Raw genomic sequence first — 12,546 nt, 5'->3', positions numbered from 1 at the left:
CGCGAGTTGTCCTTCGAAATGACTCAGAGCTTGGCTTGGATCTTGGAGATCAAGTCTTCCACGGCGCGCCGGTAGGCTTCCTCCCAATTGCCGGAGGTGGCGGTCTGGCAGAGATTCTTTCCGTAGCCCTCTGCGCGCACGCTCTTGCCGCCGACGGTGACGACGGTTTCGATCCGGGCTTCCAGGGAGATGGCCCACATGCCGGGGGTCATCCAGCCCCAGAATTTCTTCACATCCACGCTGACGGAGTTGCCTCCGTTGCCAACCTGGTAGCCTTCGCGGGACAGTGCCTCCGCGACGATCTCCTTGGCCTTCTCCGGCACGGTGGCCGAGCCGCCCAGAGCGACATCGCCCATGCCCTTGCCATAAGTGTTCCGCTGGCGGCCGACATAGCGGCTCCGTTGCGCGGCGCTCATGGACGAGGCATCTCCATCGACCGAGGGAGTCGAAGGATCGGTGGGATTGTTCTGGAATTGGCGGGAGTCGCTGACCTTGCCGATCGTTGCCGCACCGCGTCCGCCGGGGCGACTTCCTTGCGGGACGTCGATCGCGATCTCACGGGTGCCGACGACACAACTTACCTGAGTGAAGGCGATGCAAGCGGCGAGCGGGTAAAGTGCGAGGCGTGATTTCATGGTTGGGAAAACAGGATAGCAATGATGTGACCGCGGGGAAGACATCAGGATGGATGACTTGAGGCAAGCAGTGTTACCAGCGCTAGGAACGGCCGCATCCGGAACTCGTCCGAGGGGCCGGTGCGATGCCAGGATTTCGCCTGCGGCGGGCTTGTTCGGCGGCGGGATGCTCCCTAGCGTCGCGGCGACCTAACCTACCCATGAGCGACCCTATTTTCATCGGCATCGATAGCGGAGCGACCACGTCGAAAATCGCGGCGGTGCGAAGCGACGGCTCGATCTTTCCCAGCGATCTGCTCCAGCGACCCACCTGCTCCGAAGGCGGTACTGCCGCGGTGATCGCCGCCTGGATAGGCGCGATCAACGAGTTCCTCGCGCAACACGGCTTGGCGTGGTCGCAAGTGGAAGGCGTCGGGCTTGCCGTGCCCGGGCCGCGCCGCAGCTATGGCGTGCTCGATACCTCGCCGAACCTGCCCGCCGAGTTTGACGGCTGGAATGTGGAGAACGACTTGCGTGTCGCGCTGGAGCGTGAGTCCGGCCAAATCCTGCCCCTTGCCTTGGGCAATGATGGCAACCTCGGCGGCGTCGCCGAAGCGCATCGCGCCCGCGGCAATGACCCGTGCAGCGTGGTGATGCTCGCCCCTGGCTCCGGTCTTGGAGGTGCCTATGTCGATGTCGCTGGCGTGCCCCTCGATGGCGATACGCTGGCAGGCATGGAGGCCGGTCACTTGGCCGTGCCCCTCCATTTGCTCGGTGCGGATGCCCTGACCTGCGGTTGCGGGCGGGACTGGGGATGCTACGAGATGTACACCAGCCTCGCCGGCCTGCCGGGATTGCTGGAGCGTGCCCTTCCTCGCTATCCCGGCCACGTGCTGGCCGATCCCTCCCTCGGCAAGAAGGAGCGGGTGCTGAAGCTGCGCGGTCTGGCTCAGGAAGGCGACGCGCTGGCGCTGGAGCTGTTCGATCTACAGGCGAAGGCGATGGGCTTGCTGGTCGCGGAGCTTTCGATGGCGGTGGATCCCGGTTGCTTCGTCATCGGCGGCGGATTGATCGATCCCGATTCGACCACCGTCGAATTCCGCGAGCGCTACCTCGGCGGCATCCGCGAGACCGCGCTCAAGTACCTCTGGCCCACCCAGCAGAAGACGCTGCGCATCGTCCCGGCGACGCTCGGCGAGCTGTCGCAGGCGGTCGGTGCGGCTTTGGTCGCACGGCACGTCGCCCGCGAGCAGTAAGGGGGCGGCCCATCCGCCCGGCTGCTATTTCAGCTTGGTCGGGGTAAACCGGCCGGTGTCGGTTTTCTGCCGGCTGTCTTCACTATCGAGCTGCTTGCCCTGCGGGGTGTGCAGCTCGCTGGTGTAGTCGTTGTAAACCCAGACTTCGCGGGTGAAGGGGACCTTCGCGGTCACGTCGAAGGTTTCGGTGTGGCCGTCGGGCACCACGTTGTTGACCCTGAGCTGGGCGGCGCAGTTGGTCAGCGCCTTGAACTCGACCCGCTTGATGCCGGTCTTGTAACCCACGATGCGCGCGGTGAGTTCGCCCTTGTCGGCAGGGGCTTTCCCCGGAGCTTCGGGGGAGGCGGGCGCGTCCTTCGATGGCGAGGGCGTCGTGGAAGGGGTTGCCTTCTCCTCTTTCTTGATCTTGCTCAACTCGCGCTCGAGTTGGTTTTCCTGCGCGGTCAGTTTGTTGTCTTCTTCCGCGCGGTGTTTCTTCGCCTTCTCTGGATCGAAGCCTCCGACCATCTTGCGGAGGTCCACGGGTAACTCTTCATAGGGGAGCGTGGCAGTGCCGCCTTCGTGGATGATCTTGATGCTGGAAGGCGTGACCTCGCGAACGGTCAGGTTCTTATAGGTCTTGCCCTTGGAAGTGGTCAGCGTCTCGAGCTTGAGCGGCTCTGCGGGAAGCTGACCGTGGGCGAGACCACCCATGATGATAAGCGACAAAGCGACAAGTTTCGGGGAGGGGAGGAGTGTTATCACAGATACAAGATGGCTCCCGCCCGGGCAGAAAAGTCAAGGCTGCGGGACGCGGACTCCGGGCGGTCGTCGGCTATGCCTACACTGCTGGCGAGCCTGCCGCTCTTCGTGCCGATACCCCGTTCTGGCGTCAGGGTAATGGATAAAAATGTCATATGGTTGGAGCCTGATGGGAGTCAGATCGCGGCTCTAAAAGATTCTTTTCGCCGAAAAATAGGCTAAGATTGCGACTTTTCCTGTCGTTGGTTAGGTGTCGAGATTGAATAAATTGTCATGAATACACCTCCTCACCGTCGTGGTTCATTGCCTGCCGCTTCCGGGCAGGTGCCGGAGGCACCCCGGGTGGCAGGGGCTTCCAAGAGCGGGTCAGTCAATCAGCCCGACGCGCCGGAGCGGATTCGGGGGATGGTTTTCAAGCAGCGTCGCGAATCCACGGTCCAGTCGCCGCCCGCGCCCAGTCCACTGACACCATCGATCACCGGAGTTGCGCCTGAAAGACGGAGGAGTGCGTGGCAGAGATTGGGTGGTTCCGCGATCTCCGTGTCGCTGCTGTTACACGCGTTCTTTATCATCCTCGCGATTTTCTTTTTCGTCCGCTGGATCGAGCCGCCCCCGGAGGCGGTCCAGTTCGTGCCCGGTGGGGGCGGAGGAGGCGGCAACGAAGGTTCCCAAGTGGCTCACCGGATCCAGCAACGGGTGCACCAGCAGGTGACCTCGCCGCAATTCAACAAGCGGATCTCGTCCACCAGTACCACTGCCTCCTTCTCCTTGCCGGACACGACTGCGGAACTACCGGAATTGAGTTCGCCGATGGAGGCTGGAGCGGCGAGTGCCGGGAGTGGCACGGGCGCCGGTGGTGGCCATGGCGCGGGCATCGGCACGGGAACCGGGAGTGGCACGGGGCCGGGAAGCGGGCCGGGCTATGGTCGCGGGTTCATTGCCACCAATCCATTTGGAGGTGCCGGCGGCGACGGATTGGTCGGCACGTTTTATGACTTCAAGCGCGACTCGAAAGGAAAGCCTACCGAAGTGAAGGCCTACAACCGGCCGGTTTTCACCGAGATCGTCAGAGGGTTTACCAAGAGCAGCCGGTGGGCACCGCCACGCAAGTTCAAGCACTTCACCTCGCAAACCCGGCTGGTGGCGAAGACCTTTGCCTTCAAGGGCATCCCCGATGTTGAAGCCGGCAAGGCCTTCCAATGTCCGGAGGCGGGGGCAGGTTCGTGGATCGCGCACTATTCCGATGACGTGAAGGTCACTGAAGCGGGGACCTACCGGATGGTCGGCTGGGGCGACAACTGCCTCGTCGTCGGAATCGACGGCAAGGTGGTGCTCGATGCCTCTGACGTCGGATACACCGGTGAGGGACGGGCATCACTGGGAGCCATCAACGTGCCGGGCAAGCCGGCTGCCTCCTTGTTCCATGGGGAGTGGTTCACCTTGCGCGCCCAAGATAGCGTGCGTCTGGACATCATCGTCGGCGATGAAGGCGGGATCTTTTCTGCCACGGCGATGCTGGAGAAGAAGGGGGCAACCTATGCCCGCGGACCGGGCGGAATTCCGCAGTTGCCGGTGCTCACCGTGGCGGATCTGGCACCGACGGAAGTGGCGCTCTATCCCTTCATCCGTCCGGAGCACTTGCAGCGCACCGTCTTCCAGGCGGGCAAGCAGTCTCTTGGACTTGGAAAAGACTGGCGCATTGACTGAAAGCAAGACGCCCCGCCTTCGGGTGAAGGCGAGGGCGCAGACAGGGCAGTGCGGAATCAGCGCAGATCCCCTGTTAGTCACGCCGCGGCGATCCGATGAAATCCGGAACATGACGAGCCGTTGAAAAATGGTAGGAGTGAATCGTCTGCTCGCTTTGCCCATGATCCTGCGCCCGCTGCTTTTGCTCCTTCTGCTTTCCACTTTTGCCGTCGCGAAGTCGCCGCCGAATATCGTCGTGGTCTTGATCGACGACATGGGGTGGGGGGACTTTTCGTGCTTCGGCAACAAGGAGGCCACCACACCCCATATTGATCGCCTCGCCTCCGAGGGGTTGCGGTTCCGGCAGTTTTACGTGAATTCGCCGATCTGTTCGCCGTCGCGTTGTGCGCTGACTACCGGGCAGTATCCGCAGCGCTGGAAGATCACTTCATTCCTAGAGAACCGCGCTGCCAACGAACGCAGGGGCATGGCGCAGTGGCTAGATCCGAAGGCTCCGGTGCTCGCCCGTTCCCTGCAGAAGAAAGGCTATGCCACCGGTCACTTCGGCAAGTGGCACCTCGGCGGCCAGCGCGATGTGGACGATGCTCCGGCGATCACTGATTACGGCTTTGACCGCAGCCTGACGAACTTCGAAGGGATGGGGCCAAAGCTGTTGCCGCTGACCCTCAAGCCCGGCGACAAGGAGCCCGGAAAGATTTGGCAGGATGCGGAACGCCTCGGTGAGCCGGTCACCTGGATGCTCCGCTCCGAGATCACCGGCGGGTTCGTGGATGCGGCGATCCCGTTCATCGACGCGGCGGTGAAGGAGAAGAAGCCCTTTTACATCAATCTCTGGCCGGACGATGTCCACTCGCCCTTCTGGCCGCCGGTGGAGTCGTGGAAGAAGGGCAAGCGCCCTCAATACCTGGCCGTCTTGGAAAACATGGACCGCCAGCTCGGCAAGCTCTTCGACCACCTGCGCACAACGCCGGAGCTGCGAGACAATACCGTGGTGCTGATCTGCTCCGACAATGGACCGGAACCCGGTGCGGGATCTGCGGGGCCTTTCCGCGGGTCGAAGGGGACCTTGTTAGAGGGTGGGATCCGCTCGCCGCTCATCGTGTGGGCACCAGGTTGGATCGCGGCGGACAAGAACGGCAGCTTGAATGATCGCTCGGTTTTCGCCGCCTTCGACCTTGCCCCGTCGTTGCTCAAGCTCGCCAATGCGGACGCACCGGAGGGTGTTGCGTTCGATGGAGAAGATGTTTCGGAGACTTTGTTAGGTAAGTCCGAGGCGTCCCGGAAAGCGCCGGTGTTCTGGCGTCGGCCGCCCGATCGAAAGGTCGCTGGCGAACCGGCCCGCCGCCAACCCGACCTCGCGGTGAGGGAGGGGAACTGGAAACTGCTGTGCGACTATGACGGCTCGCAAAGCCAGTTGTACGATTTGGCCGCGGATCCTGCGGAAGGGACGGACCTCGCCGGGAAACAGCCGGAGATCGTCGCGCGTCTCTCGAAGGCCGCGGTGGAGTGGCATGGCTCGTTGCCCGCCGATCAAGGACCGGCCCTCGGTGCCCAGAAACGGCCGAAAGCTGGAAGGTGAGCGATTTCGCGACCTGACGGGAAATGCTGGCCGAGAGAGTTCTTGGCACGGCCACGCGGTCTGCTGTTGTTGTTTCGATGGATCAACCCGGTTTGGAACTTATCAGTCCGCCGGCGGAACCCATCCATCCGCCCGCAAACCTATGAATCGACTTTCGCTCTTGCTGACAGGTCTTGCCCTTGCTCCCGCCGCGCTACAGGCAGGCTGGCCGGACGGCACGCTCTTCACCGCGCCTTTCGGTCCCGGAGGGACATGGAACCTCTACAAGACGGTGAGCGTGCCGATGAGCTGGACGGAGGCCCAGTCGGCGGCCGAGCGCAGCGTCGACCCGCTAGGAAAGACCGGAAAGGCGGGTCATCTCGTGTGCATTGGCAGCGCGGCGGAGAACATGTTCGTTTATCAAAAGGTGCAGGGGCACTACATCTGGATCGGCCTGACGGACAGCGAGAAGCGCGGTGCAAAGGAAGCAGGCAGCGATCGTGAAAACGGTTGGCGCTGGCTCACGGGAGAGCCTTCCACTTTCAGCGCGTGGCGCAGTCCGGAGCCTAATGAATTCAACGCGATGGGCGAAGACGCCGTGGCGATGGAATCGTCCGGCCGATGGGCGGATTGGCCGAATGGAGCCGATGGCCAGACGGAGGCCCGGCACGCGTCGATGATCGAATGGGAAACCCGCTCGCCCGAGCCGGTGCCCGGAGCGATCAAGATCGAGCGCGTGCTGCCGGAGAAATGGTCGGTCGATTTTTCGAAAGGAGAGGTGCTGGGCGAGGGGCCGTGGTCGGCGGTCAGTGTGGTGGGACTGGATACCTTCAGCATCTGGACGATGGTGAGGGACTTTCAAGCGATGGCTCCGAGCCAAGGTGCCGTCCACCGCCTGTCGCGAATGAACTATCACGTCGAGCGTGGCAGCTTCTTCGCCGGCGGTTGGGCGGAGATTAAGGACAATCCGGCTTTCCCCATGATCATGGGACCTTGCGCGGCGCTGCATGTGGCCAAGGTGAAGCTGGACAAGCCGGGAACCTGGAGCATCAACGTCCACGGTGACGATTACTTCGCGGTGCGCTTTCCCGGCCACAAATGGAAGTCGGCGACCGGGCTCGGTGGCATTGATCCCTTGGATGCCGAGACGCTCTATTTCGAGTGCGAGTCGGGCGACGGTTGCGCGATCGGCGTGATCGACTTGCCGGCTGGCGAAAGCACCGTCGAGGTGTTCCTGGGCAACCGCATCTTCGACGGAATGATCCAGATGCTCGCGGCACCCGGCGAGCACACGCTGGATGGCTCGACCGACCAGTGGCGCGTCCCCGGCCACAAGGCGGCAGGTGACCTTGCCTGGCCTGGCGTAGGCAGCAAGGGGTGGGCGGTGATCCGCAGGGATCTGCCAGCCGGGGCCAAGCCGATGGAGTTTCTGAAGGACGGGATGTCGCTTCCCGACAGCGCCCCGGCGGTGACGGTGGAGGGGGTGGAGAAGATCAACTACATCGACTCCGGTGCGGCGAGTGACGTGGAATTTCCGAACCCTGTGGAGCTGCCCGGTGACGCGCCCGGCGGTCAGAACCAGTTCGTGGTGATGGCACAGGCGGAACTCGTGATCCCGCGCGACGGCCTCTATCACATCGGCATTCACTCCGACAACCGCGCCGCCTTGCGCATCGCAGATCAGAAGTGGTTGCGCTTCGTTCGCGACACCACGTATCGCGGCCAGATCGAAGGCGACACGATGCACACCGAGGATCCGGATCGCATGGGCACCTATGGTCAACTCTTCGGCGAGGTCGAGCTCAAGAAGGGCACCTACACGATCGAGGCCTTTTACGTGAATACCAAGGGCCCGACCGCGCTGTCGGTCTTCGGCGCTCCCGCGGGATTTGCGCCGAGGCTGTTAGTGAAGGACGGCGGGAAGATCGAGCCGGACATCGACGGCATGCCGCTGGTGATGCCCGCGCCTGCGAAGTGATTACTCCAGGCTGAAGCTAGCGGTTTTCACCTGGGTGGAGTTTCCGCCGGTCATCAAGGTGAAGGTTCCTGGCTCGATGAGGTATTTCCCTTGCGGCGTCCAACAGCCGAGGTCCTTCGCCGGGATCTCGAAGTCCACGACGACGTTCTTGCCCGCCGGCACGGAGACGCGCTTGAACGCCTTCAGCTCCTTCACGGGGCGTGTGACGAGCGAGACTTCGTCGCGGATATATACCTGCACGACTTCGTCGCCGTCCCGCTCGCCTTGGTTCGTCACCGAGACTTGGAAGCGAACGCTCCCGTCGCGCGGAACGGTCCGCGTTTCTAACAGCGGCGGGGAAATCTGGAAGCTGGTGTAGCTCAGCCCATGACCGAACGCCCACAGCGGGCTGTTCTTGATGTCGGTGTATTTCGAAGTCCACTTGTCGCTTTCGACGAGGGGGCGAGATGTCGGCGTGGAATTGTAGGTCAAGGGGATCTGCCCCACGCTGCGCGGAAAGGTGACCGGAAGTTTGCCGGATGGGTTCACGTCGCCGAACAGGACATCGGCAATTCCCGGTCCGCCCATGGTGCCGCCATACCATGAAAGCAGGATCGCGGGACAAGTCTCCGCGAGCCAAGTGGCGGTGAGCGGACGCCCGGTCATCAGGATCACGGCATAGGGTTTGCCGAGCGAGTGGACCTTCTGCACCAGATCGAGCTGGGGCTGCGGCAAGTCCAGCGAGCTCTTTGAGGTTGCCTCGCCGGTCATGTCGCCAGCTTCGCCGATGACTACGAGCACGTAGTCCGCGTCCTTGGCCGCCTCGACGCCATCCGATGGCTTGCGAAAGCTGAAGCCGGAAGTCGATCCCGCCGAGCTATGGATGACCGTCCCGGTGTCGCCCAGGCGCTGGCGGACGGCTTCCACAAGAGTCACTGCATCTTCCGGTCGGCCGTCGCCGGTCCAACTCCCTAACAGCGTTGCCTTGTCATCTGCCATGGGGCCGACGATGGCGATCTTCTTCGCGGTCGGCGGGATGGGCAGGGTATTGTCGCTGTTCTTCAGAAGCACGCACGACTTTGCCGCGGCTTCGCGCGCGAGTTTGAGATGATCAGGGTGAAGGATTGCCTCCTTCTCTCGTGCGGCGTCGCCGAATGGTTTGTCGAAAAGCCCGAGCTGGAACTTCATGCGCAGGACCCGTCGCACGGCATCGTCCACCAGCTTCAGGTCCGCGGCATCGTCCAGCAGCCCCTCGGCCTGCATCAGGCAACTGCCCCAGATCTCCATGTCGAGGCCCGCCCGTAGCGCGATCTGCCCGGCCTCGGGCCAGTCCGGGGACACGCGGTGATTCACCAATTGGCCGACGGCATCGTAGTCGGAGACGACGACACCTCCGAAGCCCCACTCCTTCCGCAGCACATCCTGGAGCAGCCAGGGATTCGACGTCGCGGGCACGCCATCGATGGCGCTGAACGATGGCATGATCGAGCCGGCACCGGCCTTGAGCCCGGCAAGGAAAGGCGGAAAATGGGTCTCGCGCAGCGCTCTCACCGAGACATCGGCGAAGTTGTAATCGCGGCCGCCTTCGGCTTCGCCCGAGCCAGCGAAGTGCTTCAAGCAAGCCATCATGCGATCCGGCGCGGAAATGTCCTTACCTTGGAATCCGCGGACCCGCGCCGCGGTGAAGGCGGAACTCAGCACGGGATCTTCTCCCGAGCCTTCGACGATGCGGCCCCAGCGTGGGTCACGGGCGATATCGGCGACCGGGGCGAAGGTCCACGAGACGTTCGCCGAGCGGGCCTCCTTGGCAGCCACTGCCGTGCAACGCTCGGCGAGATCCGGATCCCAGCTCGCGGCCTCGCCCAATGGCACGGGAAAGATGGTGCGGTAGCCGTGGATCACGTCGAAGGCGAAGACGAGCGGGATCTTGTGCCGCGTCGCGAGCGCCGCCCTTTGCATCTCGCTGGTCGGACCGGTGCCGCGGACGTTGAAGGTGCCGCCCAGCACGCCGGCCTGGGCCAGCGCCATGTGCTGTGGCTTCCAACCACCTCCTGCGTGGCCATCCACCAGCCGGAGCTGGCCGAGTTTTTCCTCCAGCGTCAGCTTTGAGAGAATGGCCTCGATCCGCTCGCTGGTCTCGTCCCCAGCCGCCGGAGAAAGGGTGGCGAAGAGCAGGGGTAGAGCAAGATAGAGGGGACGGGTCACACTAGGCATGTCATGTGAGGCCGCGGCGGGTGTCAATGTCCCTCGGGTTCAGCAGCGGGGCATCATTTGTCCAAATGAATCCGACTCGGGACTTGGCAGTCCCGCAATCCAGCGTACCGATCAGGCTGTGGGTGCCGGAACCATTCAAGACCCGTCGTATGTCCGCGAAGCCTTCGCGCGCATCGCCGACCGCTACGTGACCACCAATCACGTCCTCAGCCTGGGCACCGATATCCTGTGGCGGCGCAAGGTCGCCCGCATCGTTCGCGCATGGCAGCCGCGACGCGTCCTCGACGTCGCCACCGGCACCGGCGATCTCGCCCTTGAGATTCAAGACTCCTGTCCTGATGCCGAGGTCACTGGCAGTGATTTCTGTGCGGAGATGCTCGCCCACGCCAGCCGCCGGGGTCTCTCTCGCACCCTCGTCGCCGATGCCCTTGCGCTGCCGTTCCAAGACGGTGAGTTCGACGTTGTCACCGTTGCCTTCGGCCTGCGGAACATGGCCGACTACGCCGCCGCCATCCGCGAAATGCGCCGCGTTCTGCGACCCGGCGGGCACATCCTTGTCCTCGACTTCTCGCTACCGGAAGGTGTGATGAGAAAGCCCTACCGCTGGTATCTCCACAACGTCCTGCCGAAGATGGCCGGCTACCTCACTGGCCAAAAGGATGCCTACGAATACCTCGGCGGCTCCATCGAGGAGTTCCCGATGGGGAAGGAGATGTGCACGCTTATCGAAGTCCAAGGCTTCCGCGATGCGCAGGCCAGTCCGCTCACTTGTGGCGTTGCGAGCATCTACTCGGCGGAAGCGGTTTAGGCGGAGAATCCCGTGGCAAGCCGGGACCGCTTCGGGTAGGTTCTCCACGATGAAGCTCGAAGAAATCGAAGCGGAAACCGCAAAGCTCAGCGAGGAGCAGCGAGCCGCCTTGGCTTCTCGCTTGCTGCGGAGCTTGGAATCACCGGTTTACGAGGTGAGCGACGAGGAGGTGGAAGCCCGCCGTCGGGAAGCGGATACCGATCCGTCAGTGTGGATCACCTTCGAGGAATTGGTCGCTGGGTTGAAGAGCCGTGGAGCTTAGGTTCCATCGACGGGTCCAAGGCGACTTGGATGCGATTCTGGAGAAATACTATCAGGTTTCGCCGGAGTTAGGGGACGACTTCTTCGCGGAGTTCCAGATCGGAGTCTCCAAAATGCGGAGCCATCCGAAGTTCTTTCACTTCGATGCGAGCGGACTACGTCGCTGCAATTTCGACCGCTTTCCTTACCACCTGCTCTACGATCTCCACGAGGGAGCGATCCGCGTGTGGGTGCTCCGGCATGATCATCGTCGTCCCGGCTTCGGCTTGCGGCGGTTCCGGCGTTAGCAGCCGATGCGCAAATACGCCACTGCTTCCGCCAGATCCTCCGGCGTGACTTGGTCGCTGAGATAGGCATCGCCGGGAGCGCGGAGGAGGACGAACCGGATATTGCCGGCTTCGAACTTCTTGTCGCGGCCGAGTTTCTCTAACACGCGTTCGCCGGAGATGGTATGGTCGAGCACGAGCGGGAGTTCGAACTTTTTCAAGAGCGCGAGGATCTCCCGCGAAGTGTCTGGAGAAAGGCCAGCGTGCTTTTCGGAGAGAAAGAGGGAGGCGCGCAGGCCGAGGGAGATGGCTTCGCCGTGGAGCATGTCGCCATAGGGGACGGCGGCTTCGATGCCGTGGCCGATGGTGTGGCCGAGGTTGAGCAGGGCACGCAGGCCGAGAGTCTCGTATTCGTCCGCCTCGACGATGCGAGCCTTGATGGCGATGTTCCGGGCGATGAGGTCGGCCGGGACTTCGCGGGTGGCGGGGTCGAGCGCGGCGATCTCGGCGAGCATGGAGCCATCGCGGATGGCAGCGTGCTTGATGACCTCTGCAAAGCCTTCACGGTATTCGCGGCCGGGCAGGGTTGCGAGCACGGCGGGATCGACGATGACGAGCCGCGGCTGGTGGAAGGCGCCGAGCAGATTCTTGCCCTCCGGCAGGTTGACGCCGGTCTTGCCGCCGACCGAGGAATCGACCTGCGCGACAATCGTGGTGGGGATTTGGACGAAAGGGATGCCGCGGTAGAAGACGGCAGCGACGAACCCGGCGAGGTCGCCCACAACTCCACCACCGAGGGCAATGACAAACGAGCGGCGATCGTGCCCGGCGGCGGCGAGGGAGGAACAGACGGCATCGACCTGCGCCATGGACTTCGACGCTTCCCCGGCGGGGAGGGTGTGCAGAGTCGGAGTGAATCCCTGGGCGATCAGCGCCTGGGTGAGGGCGGCGGCATGGAAGTGGCCGACGGTTTCATCGGTGATGACGGCGGCCTTTCCGGAGAGGCCGGCGGAGCGGATGGCGTCGCCAGCGCGGGCGAGCAGGCCGTTTTCCACGCGGACTTCATAGGACCGCTCCCCCAGATCGACATACACGCTCGGCATGCGGCGGAGCATGGGAGGCGGGGGGAGCGGGAATCAAGAGCGGAGCCGGGCAGGTCATCTG

11 protein-coding genes are annotated in these 12,546 nt (G+C 63.3%); 7 read left to right on the top strand and 4 right to left on the bottom strand.

The genetic code is table 11. From position 1 onward, the window contains the following. Positions 1-23: 23 nt before the first annotated feature. Positions 24-635, bottom strand: coding sequence for a hypothetical protein (locus tag OKA05_RS04230; protein WP_264485856.1), 612 nt, complete (start codon positions 633-635; stop codon positions 24-26). A 200-nt stretch (positions 636-835) separates the two neighbouring features. On the opposite strand from OKA05_RS04230, the gene OKA05_RS04225 reads away from it, so the two are divergent. Further along, positions 836-1,870 (top strand): ROK family protein, encoded by a 1,035-nt coding sequence (locus tag OKA05_RS04225; RefSeq protein ID WP_264485855.1) that lies wholly within the window; start codon positions 836-838, stop codon positions 1,868-1,870. A 24-nt stretch (positions 1,871-1,894) separates the two neighbouring features. On the opposite strand, the gene OKA05_RS04220 is transcribed toward OKA05_RS04225, so the two are convergent. Continuing rightward, positions 1,895-2,578 (bottom strand): hypothetical protein, encoded by a 684-nt coding sequence (locus tag OKA05_RS04220; RefSeq protein ID WP_264485854.1) that lies wholly within the window; start codon positions 2,576-2,578, stop codon positions 1,895-1,897. 573 nt (positions 2,579-3,151) lie between these two features. Between OKA05_RS04220 and OKA05_RS04215 the strand changes: the two genes are divergently transcribed. The 3 genes from OKA05_RS04215 (at position 3,152) to OKA05_RS04205 (ending at position 7,854) form a co-directional block, all read left to right on the top strand. Beyond that, positions 3,152-4,318, top strand: a complete 1,167-nt coding sequence (locus OKA05_RS04215) for a hypothetical protein (protein WP_264485853.1) — start codon at positions 3,152-3,154, stop codon at positions 4,316-4,318. A gap of 160 nt (positions 4,319-4,478) precedes the next feature. Further along, positions 4,479-5,897: a sulfatase-like hydrolase/transferase gene (locus OKA05_RS04210; protein WP_264485852.1), complete on the top strand. Its 1,419-nt coding sequence runs from the start codon at positions 4,479-4,481 to the stop codon at positions 5,895-5,897. 142 nt (positions 5,898-6,039) lie between these two features. After that, entirely contained in the window at positions 6,040-7,854 is a 1,815-nt protein-coding gene (locus OKA05_RS04205; protein WP_264485851.1) for a lectin-like protein, read from the top strand. Here OKA05_RS04205 and OKA05_RS04200 read toward each other — a convergent pair whose 3' ends face one another. Continuing rightward, entirely contained in the window at positions 7,855-10,038 is a 2,184-nt protein-coding gene (locus OKA05_RS04200; RefSeq protein ID WP_264485850.1) for a glycoside hydrolase family 3 N-terminal domain-containing protein, read from the bottom strand. A gap of 127 nt (positions 10,039-10,165) precedes the next feature. Between OKA05_RS04200 and OKA05_RS04195 the strand changes: the two genes are divergently transcribed. From OKA05_RS04195 to OKA05_RS04185, 3 genes are read left to right on the top strand one after another with little or no spacing between them, the layout of a single operon-like run. After that, positions 10,166-10,855 (top strand): ubiquinone/menaquinone biosynthesis methyltransferase, encoded by a 690-nt coding sequence (locus OKA05_RS04195; protein WP_264485849.1) that lies wholly within the window; start codon positions 10,166-10,168, stop codon positions 10,853-10,855. Between the two features lie 49 nt (positions 10,856-10,904). Next, positions 10,905-11,117: an addiction module protein gene (locus OKA05_RS04190; RefSeq protein WP_264485848.1), complete on the top strand. Its 213-nt coding sequence runs from the start codon at positions 10,905-10,907 to the stop codon at positions 11,115-11,117. Then, a complete protein-coding gene (locus OKA05_RS04185; protein WP_264485847.1) occupies positions 11,107-11,403 on the top strand; it encodes a type II toxin-antitoxin system RelE/ParE family toxin in 297 nt (98 codons plus the stop codon). The genes OKA05_RS04190 and OKA05_RS04185 overlap by 11 nt, the downstream gene beginning before the upstream one ends. Here the strand turns inward: OKA05_RS04185 and aroB are convergent. Next, positions 11,400-12,497, bottom strand: a complete 1,098-nt coding sequence (gene aroB, locus OKA05_RS04180) for a 3-dehydroquinate synthase (protein ID WP_264485846.1) — start codon at positions 12,495-12,497, stop codon at positions 11,400-11,402. The two genes, OKA05_RS04185 and aroB, sit on opposite strands and share 4 nt — an antisense overlap. Positions 12,498-12,546 lie beyond the last annotated feature (49 nt).

It is taken from the genome of Luteolibacter arcticus (assembly GCF_025950235.1).
Lineage (GTDB): Bacteria > Verrucomicrobiota > Verrucomicrobiia > Verrucomicrobiales > Akkermansiaceae > Haloferula > Haloferula arctica.
The sequence above is the reverse complement of the archived record's forward strand: the minus strand, read 5'-3'. Positions and strand labels throughout refer to the sequence as shown.